This is a genomic window from Pseudomonas quasicaspiana (assembly GCF_021147825.1).
Lineage (GTDB): Bacteria > Pseudomonadota > Gammaproteobacteria > Pseudomonadales > Pseudomonadaceae > Aquipseudomonas > Aquipseudomonas quasicaspiana.
Genome location: NZ_JAGTPI010000030.1, coordinates 53,410 through 71,788 on the forward strand (window position 1 = coordinate 53,410; position 18,379 = coordinate 71,788).

The 18,379-nt window shown below is 57.4% G+C and carries 15 protein-coding genes and 1 pseudogene; 9 read left to right on the top strand and 7 right to left on the bottom strand.

Annotated features, from left to right (window positions below; genetic code table 11):
- Positions 1–88: 88 nt before the first annotated feature.
- The gene (locus tag KDX30_RS17600) at positions 89–1,021 is read left to right on the top strand and encodes a hypothetical protein (protein ID WP_147471339.1); all 933 of its coding nucleotides are present in this window, start codon (positions 89–91) and stop codon (positions 1,019–1,021) included.
- A gap of 756 nt (positions 1,022–1,777) precedes the next feature.
- Here the strand turns inward: KDX30_RS17600 and KDX30_RS17605 are convergent.
- Both KDX30_RS17605 and KDX30_RS17610 read right to left on the bottom strand, forming a co-directional pair.
- Positions 1,778–2,257 carry a hypothetical protein gene (locus KDX30_RS17605; RefSeq protein ID WP_231677047.1) on the bottom strand — a complete coding sequence of 160 codons (480 nt, stop codon included), beginning with the start codon at positions 2,255–2,257 and terminating at the stop codon, positions 1,778–1,780.
- Complete coding sequence (locus KDX30_RS17610) at positions 2,257–2,658, bottom strand: hypothetical protein (protein WP_231677048.1); 402 nt, start codon at positions 2,656–2,658, stop codon at positions 2,257–2,259. The genes KDX30_RS17605 and KDX30_RS17610 overlap by 1 nt, the downstream gene beginning before the upstream one ends.
- A gap of 140 nt (positions 2,659–2,798) precedes the next feature.
- On the opposite strand from KDX30_RS17610, the gene KDX30_RS17615 reads away from it, so the two are divergent.
- Positions 2,799–3,188 (top strand): lysozyme inhibitor LprI family protein, encoded by a 390-nt coding sequence (locus KDX30_RS17615; protein WP_027899973.1) that lies wholly within the window; start codon positions 2,799–2,801, stop codon positions 3,186–3,188.
- Between the two features lie 67 nt (positions 3,189–3,255).
- Here the strand turns inward: KDX30_RS17615 and KDX30_RS17620 are convergent, their stop codons facing one another.
- The 5 genes and pseudogenes from KDX30_RS17620 to KDX30_RS17640 form a co-directional block, all read right to left on the bottom strand.
- The gene (locus KDX30_RS17620; protein WP_122395239.1) at positions 3,256–4,008 is read right to left on the bottom strand and encodes a PA3715 family protein; all 753 of its coding nucleotides are present in this window, start codon (positions 4,006–4,008) and stop codon (positions 3,256–3,258) included.
- Positions 4,009–4,095: 87 nt separating this feature from the next.
- A complete protein-coding gene (locus tag KDX30_RS17625; protein ID WP_027899971.1) occupies positions 4,096–4,896 on the bottom strand; it encodes a hypothetical protein in 801 nt (266 codons plus the stop codon).
- A 5-nt stretch (positions 4,897–4,901) separates the two neighbouring features.
- The gene (locus KDX30_RS17630) at positions 4,902–5,684 is read right to left on the bottom strand and encodes a hypothetical protein (RefSeq protein ID WP_049826887.1); all 783 of its coding nucleotides are present in this window, start codon (positions 5,682–5,684) and stop codon (positions 4,902–4,904) included.
- Between the two features lie 503 nt (positions 5,685–6,187).
- Positions 6,188–7,558, bottom strand: a pseudogene (locus tag KDX30_RS17635) (DUF3999 domain-containing protein); the annotation flags it as partial.
- Positions 7,555–10,365 carry a DUF2339 domain-containing protein gene (locus KDX30_RS17640; RefSeq protein ID WP_264760320.1) on the bottom strand — a complete coding sequence of 937 codons (2,811 nt, stop codon included), beginning with the start codon at positions 10,363–10,365 and terminating at the stop codon, positions 7,555–7,557. The gene KDX30_RS17640 and the pseudogene KDX30_RS17635, both read right to left, overlap by 4 nt.
- A 279-nt stretch (positions 10,366–10,644) precedes the next feature.
- Here KDX30_RS17640 and KDX30_RS17645 point away from each other — a divergent pair, with 279 nt between their 5' ends.
- The 7 genes from KDX30_RS17645 to KDX30_RS17675 are packed head-to-tail and all read left to right on the top strand — an operon-like array spanning position 10,645 to position 18,143.
- Positions 10,645–11,661, top strand: coding sequence for a beta-ketoacyl-ACP synthase 3 (locus KDX30_RS17645; RefSeq protein WP_122395236.1), 1,017 nt, complete (start codon positions 10,645–10,647; stop codon positions 11,659–11,661).
- On the top strand, positions 11,661–12,668 hold the full coding sequence (locus tag KDX30_RS17650) for an NAD-dependent epimerase/dehydratase family protein (RefSeq protein WP_122395235.1): 1,008 nt from the start codon (positions 11,661–11,663) through the stop codon (positions 12,666–12,668). Before KDX30_RS17645 ends, KDX30_RS17650 begins: the two co-directional genes overlap by 1 nt.
- Positions 12,665–13,519: an MBL fold metallo-hydrolase gene (locus KDX30_RS17655; protein WP_231677050.1), complete on the top strand. Its 855-nt coding sequence runs from the start codon at positions 12,665–12,667 to the stop codon at positions 13,517–13,519. The genes KDX30_RS17650 and KDX30_RS17655 overlap by 4 nt, the downstream gene beginning before the upstream one ends.
- Positions 13,509–14,867 carry a F390 synthetase-related protein gene (locus tag KDX30_RS17660; RefSeq protein ID WP_231677051.1) on the top strand — a complete coding sequence of 453 codons (1,359 nt, stop codon included), beginning with the start codon at positions 13,509–13,511 and terminating at the stop codon, positions 14,865–14,867. The genes KDX30_RS17655 and KDX30_RS17660 overlap by 11 nt, the downstream gene beginning before the upstream one ends.
- Positions 14,855–16,009, top strand: a complete 1,155-nt coding sequence (locus KDX30_RS17665) for an ATP-grasp domain-containing protein (protein ID WP_231677052.1) — start codon at positions 14,855–14,857, stop codon at positions 16,007–16,009. The genes KDX30_RS17660 and KDX30_RS17665 overlap by 13 nt, the downstream gene beginning before the upstream one ends.
- Complete coding sequence (locus tag KDX30_RS17670) at positions 16,006–17,145, top strand: hypothetical protein (protein ID WP_231677053.1); 1,140 nt, start codon at positions 16,006–16,008, stop codon at positions 17,143–17,145. Before KDX30_RS17665 ends, KDX30_RS17670 begins: the two co-directional genes overlap by 4 nt.
- Positions 17,142–18,143, top strand: a complete 1,002-nt coding sequence (locus tag KDX30_RS17675; RefSeq protein WP_231677054.1) for a Rieske 2Fe-2S domain-containing protein — start codon at positions 17,142–17,144, stop codon at positions 18,141–18,143. Before KDX30_RS17670 ends, KDX30_RS17675 begins: the two co-directional genes overlap by 4 nt.
- Positions 18,144–18,379 lie beyond the last annotated feature (236 nt).

The following is an 18,379-nucleotide window of genomic DNA, read 5'->3' on the forward strand; positions in this document are numbered from 1 at the left end:
AACCATAATTCGTTAAGCAAATAACAGTGGGAGATCAACTATGTTTGCGGGCGTCCCCGGCACTGCACGGCGCAGAACAGCGTGTGTCTTGACTCTATGGCTAAGCAGCGCACTTGCTCCGGCTATGGCGCTGACGCCCGTAGAGCAGCCCATTGATCCCATGGCAGCACTGGAGGATTTCCGCTCAGAGGATCTTGCGTGGACATCGCGTAAAATGCGCGACTTCATGGAGCTGTGGTTCGACGTCACCGAACTGGACGAGCTGCCTTGTGCACCCGCTGACATCAAGTTATCGCCGATCACGACTGTCTGCGAATATAAACCAGACAACCAGGCTGATCATTCAAAGCCGCCACGGTTATTGGTTGGCCTTGTCGGCAAAGACGCGAATACCGCCCGCGTTGTCAGTGTCGTAAGTGAGCGGGCGCTCAGCGAAGCCACCTGGAAGTGCCGTCCTTCGCAACTGAATACTTTTGTGTGCTCGCCTGTTGGTGGTGGCAGTGCTGAGGATGACCGGTTATTTACCCAATGGGGTAAATGGCTGCCCCCCACGGAACGTGAGTGGTTTGCCTGGCACGCGACAGATCCGGAAATGAGGTACATCCAGAGTGCAGTCGCGTCAGGCGGAACAATGCCGGCTGATGTTCAGCGATTGCTCTCGTGGAAAAACTGGCAGGGCGAAGCCACGAACGCTGTAAGGATCGAGCGATTGGTCATGATCGGTCAGTTATGTCGGGTGCTGGATCAGGCTGACGCTGACACCATAACTCGCAATGCTCACGCGCAATTGAACTATAACCGGTACGCATTGGCTGATCAGGACAAGCGCCGTGCCAAAGAATGGCTGAAGGCGCTGCGTATCGGTGCAACCCAGTCTGCGAGGCTATCTGATGCGACCGATGAGGCATCCTGCAAGCGTTTTGCTGCGCCCTATGGAACGCTGTCAAAACTGCTGACCTGGACAGACAAACCGCAGGAGGCGAGTCCGGGCGTACGAGCAAGTCCCAGGACTTTTCCCTGAGAAACGGGAGACTCTTGCAGGGTCTACGTTTGGTGCGCGAGCGCGCGGCGTCTTGGCGACTCTAATGAAGGGAAAGCAGTTTTTCAGTTGGAGCGTGGTTTGCCCGCGAACCAGTCGACTCGGTAGGTCAGATGTAGCGCATTACCGTTCTTCGCCGGTAAGCCTCGCTCCAACACGTTATGTTTTTGCAGCGATGGACACTGGGATCTTCAGGACAGCCGTTATTCAGAACAACCCTGCCTTTATCTTCTGCTCAATGATCTGACCTAACTCACGCCCAGGGGATTGATAAAGCAATGAAGAGTGCGGGCAGTGTGGTGCATGTTTGAACGGGTGTGGATCAATCAGATGTTGTGAATAACCACAATGCTGGCAGTACACCGACTCGCCCCTGAGTCTCCAGTGCTTGTTCCATGCCTGCAGTGGGAGATAAGGTATGGTCATCAGGGCCTACCGTATATTGAAAGGTGAGTCGTATGCGTTTAACTGAGTTCATACGGTTGGCCGTCTCCTCAATGTCGACATCACGTGTGGCCGGTATTTAGCTCCGCCGTCAATGTCTGCATAGAAGACGCCATCAGGACTGTATCAATTTGCTGCTGATCAAACGGAAACAATTCGTTTGTTTATGACTGTCAGGTTAAGTTTCATCTCATCAGTCGCGCAATAGTACGGATGTACTATGCGCTATTACACTGATGCAATCTTGAATAGGGCGGTATAGGTAATTTCCCAAAGACCCGCCAAGGATATCGATTACAGCGACTCATCCTGAATGCGGTAAAGCGTCCAGCATGCTTCTCGCTTGAAGAACAATGAGAGTTGATAGCCCGTGTCGGCTTTGGTCAGTTTGATCACTGCCTGATCCGTCCCTTTGAGCCGCTTGGCAAGCGTCAAACCTTGCTCGTGCTGCTGCTGATCGCTGGGCATCAGTGGAAACTGCAGTTGGGACTTGTCCAGTAGCTCAGAGACAGGACGAGGTTCCGGTTGAGCCTCAGGATCGATGTACTCGCTCTGCAGAGGCGTACTGACGAAGGCTTTCTGTACCTCAATGTCGTTGGCGAAGCGCTTCAGGAAACCATCGAAATCCTGAGCCGGACACGCCGCCATGCTCGCCTGCGCAGGTGGTTGAGTGTTTGCGGCGAGTGAGGGCGCGCTGTAAAACGTGGCGGCCGAGATCACCGACATTGCCAGCAGAACGGCTCTGCGGGTTCCCCGATAAGCAAGCGTACTCATCAAAGCGCCTCCGACCATTCTTTGTGGATTGCCGCGATGCGTGCTGCGTAGGACACGGAGAGGCAGACGGCATCCTTGCACGCGCGGGCCAGGGCATCGCGCCACTCTTTCTGTTGCACGCCCATGGGGTCCAGCGCCTTACCGGTCTCACCATCGACCCCTTTGGTTTCTGCCCTCACGTCGTCGACCAGATTCAGCATTTTGGTTTCCTGGGCTCGCAGGCTGTCACTGGAACAGGCGATATCCTCGAGCGTGGTCAACTTTGCACTTTCATCGTCGCAGCGCTCGGCAAACCCAAAGTCGGAATAGCCGGGCGGAATATCGTCGGCTCCGGCATTTGCGTGCAGGGTCAAGACAAGGAGAAGGGCGCTTGTCACGCACAGGCCAATCCTTTTTTTCATCTGTCTGCCTCTTTCTATAGTGATCGACACAATAAAGGGGCTTTCGACGCATTAGAAATACTACACCTGTACTATTGAAAAGCCTTGGGCTTTGGGAAAAGCTTGATTGCTGAAACCTCTCATTGAACCGGATTTAAATCATGATGCGATGCCTGGCTGTATTGTGCGCCGTTGTATTCTCCCTGCATGCATCTGCGGAGGACAAATACTCTGCGGAATATGATGCGTGCGTCGAGAAGTCTGAAGGTATTACCTCCAATCTGAATGACTGCAATAACAAGGAACTGGCGTTACAGAATGCCCGCCTGAATGAGTCCTACAAAGCCGCGATGGGTGCACTCTCGGACGAGCAAAAAACACAACTGCGCGATGCGCAACGGTTATGGGTCAAATACCGAGACGCCAATTGCTTCATGTATTACAACTTTTCGGGCGGCACCATGGACCAGATCAACGGCGCTGGCTGCATGTTGACCATGACCATCGACAGAACCGGGGAACTCAAGTGGTTTGCTGAAACTGGCGAGTGAACTGAAATGCCCTGATGGCGTGTCGAAACGGGTGCGAAGGCCCCATTCGGGGTGGGGCCGATGTTCATCAAAGAGAAGACAGCTCTTTCGGCACTGGATAGTGGCTGCCGTCATATTCCAGCGTGAAACGGGTAATCACCGGTTTGGCTGAGATCCTTTCACACTCTTCGCCCTTGGGCCGGTTCTGGGTGTCGATGACTTTCTGCTCGATTTCCAGGGCCGCGAGACCTTTATTGCTTTTGTCCGAGATGGAGATCGTGCGCTGCGTCTCGGTAAATTCGCCAGCACAACGAGTGTCCCATTCACCGTTGCTTCTTTTGACCTCCAGCCCACTCACCACCGGCTTCAATTGAGCGCCTGGCAGCGCTGCGTACAAGGTCAGGACTTTACTTTCGAACGGATTGGGACGCGACGAGCCGCCGTAGGTCACTCGCACACCAAACGCTCGCAGCTTCGGTGCCAACTGATAACGGGCAGTATCCAGTTCCAGTCCGGAAAAATAGATGGCGTCTGAGCTGATCGCGGCTGCTTGATAGTGCTGCGAGATGATCTTGCCATTGCTGGCGTTCGCGACGATTACACCGAGGCCATAGTCGCCCTGGCCATCCTCGGTGACATTTTCGGCGAAGGGCAGAGCGGCCAGAACCTGGCTGGAGTTGGCCGGATTGATTTTGCACACCGCGTGCTCGCTGTCGAGCTTCAAGTCCGGGCGCAGCGTCTCGGCCCATCCCCGAATGTTGTCTGCACAGCTGGCCGATGCAAACACTGGTAACGCAAGCAATGGGAAGAAAAACAGGGGTAAGACGGTAAGTTTACGCATCGAGCTGTAGTCCGTTAGTAAGGGGACGAAAAATGAGTGCCAGCGGAGAATGTCCCGTTAGCGCTCACATCTTGAAGTTGCTCGGACCTACCGATAAGGCATTCTTGTCTGAGTACCCGCTATCAGCGTAAACAGGCGGAATGACACCACCACGACCAGTATTTTCAAAACAAAGCTCTCGCTCCATAACATAATCATGCTGGGTGCCGCTCCATGTTGGGGGGCTAAAATATCTTCATGGAGCAAACTGACATAAAGGCCGGGCCACTGAAGCATAATAAAATAGGTGGCCAGTAGATACGGAATGAATACCCACAGGATACAGCCCACCACTCGCCAGAACTCCCCCTTCATCATGAGAAAACTCTCACGTATCGCGGCGACACAGTTACGACCCCTCAGCAATACCAGGCAATGGCAGAGGGTCAGTCTGATCATCAGCCAGATTGCGAAAGGGTAAGGCAAATATCTGACTGTTTGCCAGAACTGGGTAGGCAGGTAGTCAAAGGTATTGAACATGAGCTGCCTCCACTCGTGCTCCCCCATGAACGGCAAATCACCGAGTATGTACAGCAACTCATTGAGCGCTGAAAGCGCCGCCAGATAGGGCCAACGGCGTAGCGCGATGGACAGTAACTCGGCCTTGCCTAACTGTTCGTCGCGGCTGCGGGCTTCCAGAGTGAGAATCACAAATGCCGCGTAGAGCGGTATAACGCCTGTATTGATCAGCGCGCTCCAGGCCCACGCAGTGTCGTCCCCCAGTTGGCTTCTAATGAGCTGTCTTAAAAGCATCTCCACTAACAGCACTGGCAGGCATAACACGGCGATGCTCAGGGCATTTTGCCGTATCAGGCCAAATGAAGATTTTATAATGTCCAAAGGCGCCATACGGATCACTCCTTATTGACTGGTCGTTCGGCGACCACTGTGAAAAAGCGAAATACCACAATGGTCGTAAACAGCCGGATAAAACCCGCGAATATCGAATAGGCCGTGACGCTAGCTGGGCTGTCTTGCTGAAGAGCAATCATGACGTCTGCCGCCCAGTCGGGCTGCGGAATGAATACGATAAGAATAGCCAGCAACACCGGGGCCAGTAGTAACGCAAGGCAAGCCACTACCGGCCATAGCAGCCCTCTGGACAGGATGATACTTTCGCGTATTGATGCTTTTATCGAGAGTCCTCGAAATATCACCAGGCACTGATTAAACATCAGTCGCATCATTGCCCACAGTGCCAGGAAAAACACTGCCCACTTGAATGCCGCCCATACCCCGGGAGGGATGAACTGAACGGTGGCAAGGATGATCTTTAGCCACGTATCAGCCGAAACGAACGCCAGACCGGCAATGACGATCAGTATCTGGTCGAGCGCAGACAGCACAGCCAGCGCTGGCCACAGGCGTATTACTTTGGACAGTAAGCCGGCTTTGGCCAGTGGCTCGTCCCGGCCGCGCGCATCGAGAATGAGCAGCAGCAATCCGGTGTAGAGCGGCGGGATGACTGTGCCGATTATCGCCTGCCATGCCCAGTCGTTATCGATACCCAATAAGCTTCTACTGATATCTCTTATGAACATCTCTACGACCAGAAGTGGAACGCACAGCAACGCGATACTTCCGGCGTTACGGAATAGCAGGCGAAATGACGCTGTCAGGATCTTGAGCGGATTCATTCAAATTTCTTCACAGAGGATAAAAGCTCTATCCGGTTATTTTTCTGCGGTGAATAACGCCCAGGGCGTTGTAACAGCGCGACTGCATTAACTGATCCACTGAACCAGGAACCGGGTTACGGCCCCCAGCGATCGAACACGGTATTTTGTATCGCAGGGTCATACACTATCTTAACGTTCTCGGTCTCACTGACCGCCTTGGCCAGCGCAAGGAATATCGTGTTGCACGTGTGATGACCTAGTCGTAACTCGCCGAATTCAGGCTTCGCCCCCAGTGTCCAAATATGACCCCGAACTTCATTGTCATGGCTCAATTCTGACCAGACAAAAACCGATGCTTCCGGTTTGCCATTCACATTGAGGTAGACGTCACTACCCACGCGCGTCCCCCCAAATCGCGCCTGATAATAACCCTCAAGAGCTTCCCATTCACCCGATGGCGCTCTTGTGAACAGCAGAGGAGGGGATTCATCGCCAGCAGAGCCTGCTCTGGCCTTTGATGGCGAAGCGCGCAGCGTACTGAATGCCATCCAGCCGAGCAACATCACGCCCAGAACCAGCACTGACCAGAGCCCGACACGTTTCCAGTCGATACCTGATGCGTCATCCGGTGACATCGGGATCAGTTTGACCTGCGTATTGTCGGCTTCAGCGCGACCCAGACTATTCATTTTCTGCGGGGTGAAGTCCGGGATCAGCGTCGCAATCGGTAAATCGGCGGGTTTTGCTGCAGCGTTGCCAATCGCCAGGGTAAACGGACTGTCGCCCCGGGCCAGAAACACCACCTGCGGCGCGCGCAACGCGAAACGCAAGGTAGGCGACGAAGAGCCCAGTCCTCCGCCGCGCTCGTCGAGTTCGAGTTTGACCTGACGCACGATTGTGCCGTTGGTCTCTACTTCATTCTGGACAACTTCCTTACCGTCTTGCGTCAGCCGGTAAAGCAGGCCATTGCCGATGGCCTGCCAGGGTGCCTTGCTGTCCGTTCGACCGTAAAAGCGGCCCGGGGCGACGCTGTTAGCCTGGGCAATGTTGACTTGCAGGCGCTCGATGGGCAGGCCATTCGGTAATCGCCATATATAGCTGCCAGCTTTTTCAACGCTGCCAGTCACGGGTTCCGACCAGGCAAGCGGTAACGGTGGGGTGTCGGTATTCACCGTCACCAACTGCGCTGACGTGAGCATCGGTGCTTCGGCCGAGGAGCTCCATATCAGGCGCAGATAACGTGCGGTGCGACCGGGCAGGGTGACCTCGCGCTGTTCTACAGTTTGATCGTCGAATGACAGACGCGCTACCTGGCTCGCGCCCCATGGACTCCAGTTCTGCAAATCATCGCTGGCTTCGATGCTGAAACGCTGAAATCCGTCTTGAGCGCTATCCCAGTCAAGAATCAGTTTTTGCAGAGGTTGTTTGATGGTGCTGGTGTCCAGCAGCCAGCCTCGCAAGACCTGCTCATCCGGGGATGCGCCATCCTGAGGTTGAACCTCCACGAGCGTACCCGTGGCGCTGCGCTCGACCTTGATCCTGGGCGCTCTGTCGAGCTCGTCCGCCCGGTTGTAAAGAGGGAACCACTTCACCATCGTCGGCGCTTGTGACTGCTTCGCCTGAGGCGGATTACGGTCGAGGGCATACGCCTGAGCCTGTCCTTGGGCATTGAAAATGCGCAGATCACCCAGATCCTGCTGTCGAGAATTGAGCTGCACATTCATGGGCAGCTCAATTCGATACCACGGGCCGTTACCGCTTAGTTTCAAGGGGGTCTGGCTGGCGAAATCTGCCTGGTTGTCATCAGCGCTGGCAAGTGTCGAGCCAAGCAATGCGACACCACACAGGGCTAGCCGGAACAGCTGCTTATAACTCAAGAGTGTGCTCCTCATAGTGACAGGTCCGGTTTGCCGGCAACTGAATCAGCTTTTTGCGTGTTGGTCTTTTTTGGCGGCAGAGGGGCGAAGTAGCCCACCACCAATAGCAGGATGCCGACCCCGATGAAGGAGATGACCCGCGCCATACCGCCACGGTCGCTCAGCTCTACCAGGAACAGCTTGGCAACCACGACCCCGATCAGCACTGCGCCGGTAATCCATACTTCACGCTGCCTGCGAAGGTGGCCGCTAATCATTAGCGCCAGTGCTATAAGCGTCCAGACGATAGAGAGTGCCGCTTGCAGGAGCGTGGGATCGATGGGACTGCGAAACACCATCCCGGTGATCAGGGCGAACAACGAAGCACCGCCCGTAATGATCGCCAGTCTTTCGGCATGTTTAGCCTCAATGCCAACCAGCGGCAGGTTATGACGGATCCAGTTCACGATCCCCAGCAGGGCAAACAACAGGCCCAGATCCAAAGGGTTGAGCAGTGGTATGTAAGGCAGCGGGTCGGCTTTGACGTTGCTGTAGTAGTTCATCAACCAGAACCACCCCAGCGACCAAAGGACAAAGGGAACGGCGGCCCAAACGCGATAAGCCTTTGGATACGCGTCAACCGGCCATGGCCAGCGACGGCTCGCGGCCATGGCAATCAGGTAAAGGCTGGGGATCAGCGAGCCCGCAAAGGAAAACCAGGCGCTGTAATCAGCATTGGAGTCGATAAGGTTATCCAAGCCGTATCTCAGCTCAAGGCTGAGCAGCACTATGTATAACAACGCCCCCAGAATGTGGGCGCCAGTCACTGCCCTGCGAGGCAGCAAGTCAGCCAGGCGATGCAACGAGAGCATGTGCACCATCAGCAATGCGGTCCATCCCACCCACGCCCAGTGTGCAAACGGGTGTGTGTACTCGGTCAACGAGAAGACAAGTACAAGCCAACTGACCGGTGTCAGCCCCAGGCATAGCGCAGCCAAGCCGGGCCAACGCCAATGTCTCGCCCCAAAAGTCCACAGACCGACACTGATCGCGACTGACAGCAGTAGCAGCGAAGCGAAAAGGGTATGAGGTGCCAGGTGCATGTTCGCTACGAGTAACGACGTTCCCCACCATGCACCGCCCCAGACCAGAAATATCGCGGAAAGTGCTTTCTCGTTCATGTAGCGCAAAGTCTTGATGCGGTGCACCTGCAGGGCGCTGAACAAGCCGGAGAGGGCGATGATCATTGGCGTCCAGAAATCCCCCCCTTTTGTTGAGGGGAAGTACCAGGTGGTCATCACGCCGATGAATGCCAGACCTGCAGCTATTTGCAGCAGCACCCCAAAGCCACGAGCCAGCAGACGTTGCTGACGCATACCTAGCCAGAAGATTGCCGCACCTTCGATGGCCCAGGCGCTGGTGGTCCACTTCGCGCCCAGTCCCAGCGGAATGGCGAGGGTGGCAAACACGATGCCGAGTGCCAGGCATGTTTCAACCAGCAGCAAGGCACGTCCCGGTACCCGGCCAGAAAGCAGGCGGGCGATTCCCATGTAAAGCAGGCCCAACGCCAGGGCGCTGAACGCCGAGCCGAATTCGAGATCGGCTGTCAGTGCATATTGCAGACCGAAGCCCACGAGCGGCGTACCCAACAGCAGCGTGCCGTCAACGTAGTCACCCTGGCGTCGGGACCATTGCAGCATCGCCTCGCGGCCGGCGTCTGTCGGGGCATCGCTGAGCTCCTGCAGTTTGCGTCGGGCAAACAGAAGTCCGATGGCCAGATACATCAGGAAGAACAGAATCAGGAACGGCTCGACGCTCCAGAACAGATCCGGGGTGTAGGAGCGCAACCCCCATGCCACGCCAATCCCGAACGTGCCAAAAAAACCGATCAGGTTCAGCAGACGCCAGGTCTTGAACCAGGCGATAGCGAAAATCCCGACGTTGAGCAAAGCGAAGTAGCTGAACAACGTGACATGGCTGCCCTGGCCTGTGGAGGACAGAATCGGCGCGGCAAAACCGCCCAGTGTCGCCGCACAGGCCAGCGCCAGGGAGTTCTGAGTAATCGCGAGCATGGCGGAGAACAGCATGATGACCACCAACAGCGCAAAGCCCAGCGTCGGGTCCAGTAACTCATGCACGCGAATGGCACCGCTGACGGTCAGGTACAACACGCCGACGCCGGTGCCTTGCATCATCAGCGCGAAGGCTGGTTTACGATGGCGCAGCCACCAGCCCAGGCCGAGCAACGCGATTGCGCTGCCAGCAACCCCTGCGTATCGGGTTTCGATTGGCACCACAACGCCTTCGGTGGCGTAACGCAACAGAAAGGCGAGCCCCAAAAAGAGCACCACAGCCCCTATTCGCAGCACAGTATTGCCACCCAATAACCAGTCACGCGCAGCCATGAAAGCGACGTTTACAACGTTCGGCATGGCGGGTTTTGGTGGGGCAGGTCGAGTGGGCGGCTGGCTGGTGACGGGCGACGCTGCGGGCTTTATGGATAAGTCCGGGGTTTGCGAAGGAAGCTCCCAGACAAGCTCCATCTCAGGCGCCTGGCTTACAGAAGTGGAAGTAGTGTCGGAAAGCGGCGCAGATGCTGCGGCTTGCCCTGGCGAATCCGATGCCTGCACAGGCATCGACTCCAGCAGAGAGAGGCGTGCTTGCAAGGTTCCAATCTGCTGCTGCGCTTGCGCCAGCTGTTCGCTTTGCCGGGCAGAATCCAGGCGCAGCGTCGTTACTCGCTGATTGAGCCAGACGCCCAGGCCCAGCAGTAGCAGAGGAGCGCCAATGACCCAGATATAAGCCGGATTATCATTGAGAAAATCGGCTATCCCCAGACCCATTTCCAGAAGAAGAGACAGCACTCAATAACATCCTTTTTGATCAGCAACAGGGGCGCATTGATCGCTCACTATTAAGCGTCAGTGCGTGACGAGGCAGTCAAAAATCTGCCAGCCGTCGCCTGAAAGTTATGAATAAGTCTGAAGTTTGAAATCTGCACTTATTTTCAATAACTTAAAGTGTTTCGAGCGCGTAAAAAATAGTACACCTGTACTATACCGCCGTGCGGTAATCACCCCGTATAAGTGTCAATACAATGATCTTCTCTAAACGGAATTTGAATGCACACTTCACCGCTGGCTTTGCCCCCAAGGCGTGTGACCATTCTCGGTTCCGGCCATGCGCTGCCGGACAGAATAGTCACCAGTACCGCCCTCGATCATGAGTTGGGCCTGGCGGCGGGCAGCGTCGAGCAGATCAGCGGGGTTGTTCATAGGCATGTTGCGTCCAGCGCGGAAACGGCTGCAAGCCTGGGCGCGGCTGCCGCGCGAAATGCCCTGGCGGCCGCCGGCATCGAGCTGGACCAGATCGACTTGATCGCCTGCGCCAGCGGCACTATGGATCAAGGCATGCCCTGCAACGCCGCGTTGTTGCAAAGAGAGTTGGGCATGGGTCACTCAGGCATTCCCGCCATGGACATCAATGCCAGTTGCCTGGGGTTCATTGCCGCCGTCGACACCTTGTCATGGCCCCTCGTTGCGGGCCGCTACCGGCGCGTTCTGCTGGTCTGCTCCGATATCGCCTCCTGCGGGCTGGACTGGCAGCAAGTTGAGGTCAGCGGCATTTTTGGTGACGGCGCAGCGGCTGTGGTCCTTTGCGCCAGCGAAGGCGGGGCAAAAATTATCGCCTCGAACCTCAAGACGTTTTCCGAAGGTGCGCATTTATGCCAGATCCCGGCCGGTGGATCGCGCTTTCACCCGCGGCGTATCGATATCCCGTTCGAACCTCTGACCAGTTTTTCCATGCAGGGCAAAGGCGTATTCCGTCTTGCCGCGAAGCACCTGCCCACTTTGGTGAGCGATCTGCTGGATCAGGCGGGCCTGAATCAGGATCAGATCGACTGGGTAATCCCTCATCAAGCCAGCCAGCAAGCGATGCAGCATGCGGCCAGACGCCTGGGTTTTGCCCCGGAAAAAGTCATCGATGTATTTGCTCACCACGGCAACCAGGTGGCCGCATCGCTGCCGACAGCGCTGGACATTGCGATTCGTGATCAGCGCATTCAGCGTGGGCAGATTCTGATGTTGATCGGAACCGGTGCCGGGTTATCGATCGGCGGCATGATCCTGGAGTATTGATGAAAGTTCTCGTGACCGGTGGCACAGGTTTCATTGGTCGGCATATCGCCTGGCGACTTGCCTCCCAAGGCTGTGAAGTGCTGTTCAGCGGCCGCAATCCGGTAGCAGCGGCGGATGTCATTCGCCATAGCCCTGGCGCGATTCAGTGGCTTGCGCTTGAGCACGGTTCTCCAGCCGGGGCGAGCGCGCTGGTTGAGGCGACGCATGGCTGTGCGGCAGTCGTCCATTGCGCGGCGTTGTCCTCGCCCTGGGGAACGACAGAAGCGTTTGCCCGGGCCAATCTGCTGGCCACCGAAGAGGTCCTGAACGCCTGCCGCGTCAATCAGGTGAAGCGCCTTGTACACCTCTCGACGCCCAGCCTGTACTTTGCCTTTCGCGACCGGCTCGACATCCATGAAAGCGAACCTTTGCCTGCGCCGGTCAACGAGTACGCGCGCACCAAAGCGCTGGCCGAAACCATGGTGAAGGAAGCGGGTCTTGCCGAGGCGGTGATTTTGCGCCCGCGCGCGGTATTCGGCCCGTGGGACGGTACGTTATTGCCGCGCCTGTTGCGTGTCATGCAGCGTGGACACATACCGCTGATGCGCGGAGGCAGGGCTCAACTGGACCTGACCTGCATCGACAATCTGGTACACGCCGTGGAACTGAGCCTCAATCAACCGTTGCCGCGCCCGGTCTGCACCTACAACGTGAGCAACGGTACGCCGCTGGCCGTTGAAGATCTGCTGCAACGCATTGCCGAACAATTTCAGCTGACGCTGCGAACCCGACGCCTGCCATGGCGGGTCGTGGATGCCGTAGCGCTGGGGTTCGAAACCAGCGCTCGCCTGCGGCACAGTGGCGAACCTTTACTGACTCGCTATGGTGCTGGAGTGCTTGCATTCAGCCAGACCCTTAATCTGGACGCGATACGCAACGAGTTGGGTTACCGCACGGTGATCACTCAGGAGGAGGGCATTCGCCAACACGCTCAGTGGTGGCTTGCGCAACAAGGCATCAAACAATGAGCCGGACGGTCAGCCTCAACGTTTTGCGTGCCGGTTGGTGCCGACACCTGGCATGCATGGCAGATCGCAGCGCTCGTTGGGCGCCGACGCGTTTCCCGTCATTGTGCGGGCTGATTCGCCATCCCGTCGCTGGCTGGATCCTGTACGACACGGGCTACGCCGAACATTTCTTCAAGGCTACCCAGGACCTGCCAGAGCGTTTTTATCGCACAGCGGTGCCGGTGCACTTGCCCGTTCAGGAGCAATTGCTCGCCCAACTGAAGGGCTTCGGCATTCAGCCGGAGGATATCCGCACAGTGATCATTTCGCATTTTCACGGCGATCATGTCGCCGGGTTGCGAGACTTCAATCAGGCTTCATTCATTGCTCTTGATGCTGATCGGCAGCACATTGAAAGCCTGCGCGGCTCGCGTTGGCGGGCCACCCTTGGAGGCCATTTGCCTGGCTTGTTGCCGGACGATTTCGCCAGTCGGCTGACCCTTGCCGATCATTGCAGGCAAGCGACCTTGCCGGAATGGATGGCCCCCTTCACCCATGGCCTCGACCTGTTAGGTGACGGCAGCCTGATCGGTGTGCCGCTACCGGGACACAGCCATGGCCAACTGGGTCTGTTTATCCCTGATGCCCAGGGGCGTCCGGTATTTCTGGTGGCCGACGCTTGCTGGTCGGTGCCCGCGTGTCGCGCAGAACGACTGCCGGCGGCGCCCGCGCTGTGGTTTGCCGGTCACGACGCCAGACAGTACCGACAGGCCTACGCCAACGTTGGCACGCTGATCCGGCGAGAACCCGCAGTGGCCGTGCTGCCTTCGCACTGCACCCACGCCTGGGAGGCGTTCAGCAATGAGCAGTGAACGCTTGATTGGCAAGCTGCGCAGCGCACTGAGTTTTCTCAACAGTCGTTATCGCTTGCGGTTCACTCGACGAGAGCAACTGGAGGCGTGGCAGGCTCGACAGTTGAAGCATTTCCTGAAAGATGTGTTGCCGACCGCCGAGCGCTTCAAAGACCATCAGTACATGCATCTGGCGGACTTTCCACTGATGGACAAAGCGACAATGATGAGCGACTTTGCTGCTTACAACACTCGCGGTCTTGGTCTGGATCAGGTCTTGCCAGTTGCGCGGCGGGCAGAAGAATCCCGCGACTTCAGCCCCACGCTGGGCGATATAACCGTGGGGCTTTCAAGTGGCACGTCCGGTAACCAGGGCGTGTTTCTGGTCAGTTCCCTTGAGCGTCAGCGTTGGGCAGGAATTCTACTGGCGAGGACCTTGCCAGGCCGCTTCCTTCCTCGTCTGCTGTGCTTCTGGCAAGCGCCATTGCGGATCGCTTTTTTTCTGCGTGCCAACAGCCGCTTGTACACCACGTTGAGCAGTCGCCGTATCGACTTCGCCTTTCACGACCTGACACTCGGGCTCGACGCGTCACTTGAACGTCTGCAGGCACAGAATCCCGATGTGCTGGTGGCTCCGGCGACCGTGTTGCGGGGTCTGGCTGAAGCCTCATTGAACGGGCTTTTATCGATACGTCCAACGCATATCCTGTCGGTTGCCGAGGTGCTTGAAAGCACGGATGCAGATGCCGTGCTCAAAGCCTTCGGGGTGATGCCGCAGCAGATTTATCAGGCCAGCGAAGGCTTTCTCGGTTACACCTGCGAGCAGGGGACTTTGCACCTCAATGAAAGCCATCTGCACATTGAGCCGGAGTGGCTCGACGCCGAGCACACCCGTTTTCAGCCCATCATTACCGACTTTTCAAGACGCACGCAGATGATCGTGAGGTATCGCCTCAACGACGTGCTGCGCATCAGTGAAGCCCCTTGTGCTTGCGGACGGGTCGAACGGGCGATTGCCACTATCGAGGGGCGTGCCGACGACATTCTCTGGCTGCCTGATGTGGCGGGACGTCAGTTGCGGGCGCTGTATCCGGATGTCCTGCGCCGTACCTTGCTAATGCATGGCGCTAAGCTGCAGGAATATGAGATCCATCAGACCAGGCTGAACTGGCAGATCAACATTCAGGCCTACGGCGATCATGACGCGCTGTGCAAGGCGATCAGCGAAACCCTTCACCAGTTATGTGCCGGGCAGGGCATGCGTCCACCGGAGTTCATCTTCGGGCACTGGCAAGCGCCGCCCCCGCACGTCAAACGCCGACGTTTGAAACTCCTGCAATTGCCTGAGGGGCTGCCATGCGCGTACTGATTCTGGGGGCTCGTGCACCGGCCTGTCTGGAGTGGGCGAGGGCCTTCAACGAGGCCGGCTGGACCGTGAGCGTGGGGGACTCGCTGGGTCAGCCGCTGAGCCGTTTCAGTCGTTCAGTACACCACTTCGTTCGTTTACCCGAGCCCAGACTCGACCCCGCAGGCTGGATCGAAGCGCTGGCCAGCGTGATCAAGGCAGAACGTATCGACGTGTTGCTGCCAACCTGCGAAGAAGTGTTCTATCTGGCCCATGGCCTGGAGCGCCTCAGGCCATTGTGCCGGGTGCTGACCAGTGATTTTGCGCTGCTGCATCGGCTGCATCACAAGGGCCAGTTTGCGGCCATGATACAGGGCTGGACGTTGTCGACACCCGAAACCCGGCTGCTGACGGATTACCCGTCTGTGTTGGCGTTGAGCGCGGAGACTGAGGAGTGGGTGTTCAAACCGGCTTATTCGCGTTTCGCTTCGCAAACCCTGATTCAGCCAAACGTGACGCAGTTGAGTCAAGTCCAGCCCAGTATTGAAGCGCCCTGGGTTGCGCAGCGGTTTATTCAGGGGCGGGAGTTTTGCAGCTTCAGCGTGTTGATCGATGGCCAGTTGCGCGCTCATAGCGTTTACCAGCCGCGCTACCGTGTGGGCCGGGGTTCGGGGATCTATCTTTCCCCTGCGACGCCGGAACCTGTGCGTCGATTCCTGGAGCAGTTCGGCCGTGAAACCGGCTATACCGGACAGGTCGGCTTTGACTTTATCGAAGATCAAGCAGGCCGTTTCCATGTGCTGGAGTGCAACCCGCGGGCCACCAGTGGCGTGCACCTGTTCGACAATCAGCGTCAGGCGCTGGTGAACAGCCTTGGCGAAGCATCCAGCGGCATGATTGAGCCTACCCAGGAACCGCGCATGATCGCACTGGCGATGCTTTTACTGGCTGCGCCTTCACGGTCGTTGAGCAGGACGTTCTGGCGTGATTACCGTATAGCCCGCGACGTGATCGTTCAGCAAGGTGATGTCCTGCCGCTGGCCGCCCAATGGTTGAGCCTTGGGGAAATCATCTATCGCGCTGCCTCCCGCCGCTGCGGGGTGCTGGCCGCGTCCACCGCCGATATCGAATGGAACGGGCAGGCATTAGGGGAGCCGCCCCAGTGAAGCTGTTGTTTCAGGAGCAACTCCTTCAGGAACCGGTGACCCCCAACGAAAGTCCAGCCCGACAATACGTCCGCGGCTGGAGCGAGACAGGACTGATCGCCAATGTCAGGACACGGATGGCGCTGCTGGACACCGGGACGCAGCAGCTTGCGGTGAGCATCAATGATGGACACGACCCTGAAGACAACTGCTATGTGGTGTCGCCCCGTACCGCCTATAGCGGTTACGCCCGCGAAGAACTCAACCGCATTGGCCGTCCGTGGCTGACCCGACCACTGAGCGCCCTGACCCAAGGCGTGGACGCCTTGTTGAGCGCAGCCAAAGTCGACAAGCTGGTTCATGTCAACAACTGGCTGCTGTCGACCAATCTGTATCCCGCTGACTGGGATCTGAACGAGCTGCCGCAGATCAGCGCTTTTTTGCAGCGAACATTTCCCGATCACGCTCTGTGTTTTCGCTCGATCAATGCGTTCAGCAACCGCGAACTGAAACAGCGTTTGAGAGGGCTCGGCTTCCTGAGTATCCCTAGCCGACAGGTGTATGTATTCGACGGCCGGAGCGGGGCAGATGCTCCGTTCCTCCGGCATCACAACACCCGACTCGACCGCACTCTGTTGCGACGCAGCGCCTATGAAGTGGTGCCTGGCTCGGCCCTGAGCGACAGCGATTTTGTGCGGGTAGAGCAGCTGTATAACCTGCTGTATCTGGACAAATATTGCAGGCTCAACCCGCATTACAGCGCCCGCTGGATACAGCGTGGTCAACGTGAAGGCTGGCTGGAGATACGCGTTCTGCGCACCCCGGATGGCCGTATCGATGGCGCGTTGGGCTGGTTTGCCAATGACGCTACCATCAGCACCCCGATTGTGGGATACGACACTGCATTGCCACAGAAAACCGGCTTGTACCGGCAATTGACCTGTCTGTGCCTGCTGGAAGCCGCCGAGCGCCGCACCGTGCTGAATTTCAGCTCCGGCGCTGCCGGTTTCAAACGCTTGCGCGGGGGGCAGCCGCAGATCGAGTACAGCCTGATCAAGGTCGCCCATTTGCCCTGGCGGCGTCGCTGGATATGGCGATTGCTCAGCGTTTTGCTGCATGGAATAGGTGTGCCCCTCATGAGAACACTCAAACTGTGAATCCCCTTTCTCAATGGTGGCCGGTAGCGCTGAGCCACGAACTGAAAAAAGACCCGATGGCCTGTCAGGTTCACGACATGCCACTGGTGCTGTTCCGCGCCGATGATGGACGCGCCGCCGCATTGCCGGATCGTTGTCCCCATCGTTTTGCGCCATTGAGTCAGGGCAAGGTTCGCGATGGACATATCGAATGCCCTTATCACGGTTGGCGGTTTGCCGCAGACGGCCGTTGCACCCGGGTACCCGGCACTGATCAGTGCCCCTCCAGCAAAGCATTGCTTAACAGCCTGGCCTGCTGCGAAGCCCACGGCCTGGTGTGGGTCTGCCTGAATGACCAGCGTCCAGCTGAGGCGCCGGTTGCCCCGGCCCAGCAGGGGCAGAAACTCGATACGTTCTGGATGACGGATCAAGTGCAGTGCTCATTGCAGGACGCAGCGGAGAATTTCCTGGACGGATTTCATACTCATTTTGTTCACGCGGGCTGGATTCGCCACGATAAGCAGCGCCAACGCATCTCGGCCCGGGTTCGTCCGCTCGATGACGGTATCGAAGCGATTTACAGCGAGGAGGGCAAACAGTCAGGGCTTATCTCACGGTTGTTCGAAGGGCAGCGGGGCGAGAGCATGGGGCGTTTTCGTCTTCCCGGGCTTTCGGAAATCGAGTACCGCGATGGCAACGATCACCTCAATCTGCTGGTCAGCGCCTGGATGACTCCGTGTGCTGACGGGCAGTTGCGGGTCTTTGCGCGAATCGCGACTGCGCGGGGCAAAATTCCCGCCGTACTGAAACGTGCCGTATTGCGGCAGGCGTTCAAGGTCATCCTGCGCCAGGACCGACAGATTCTGGAACAGGTCAGTGCCAACAGACGACGCTTCCAGCAATACCCGGCCACGCCCCTGGACGGTCCGCAAGACTTGCTGGGGCCTGGCATCCGGCATTTGCTTGAGGAAGGCCAACCGCTGGTTTTTGAAGAGCGCACGGTTGATATTTCGCTGTGAAGCAACCCAATCTTCGCGAATGAATTCGCTCCCACGGATTTGCGCACGGCTTCAGGTTCATGAAGAGCCTGTGAGACCGAATTCATTCGGGAAGGCAGTATTCCTGACGATACAGATACATCGAATGCACCGGCCCTTTCGCGAATGAATTCGCACAGATAACCGTCTCAGGCGGATCGCAAATCCCTGTGGGAGCCGGGCTTGCCCGCGATACTGGCGACTCGGCTTCATGGCCA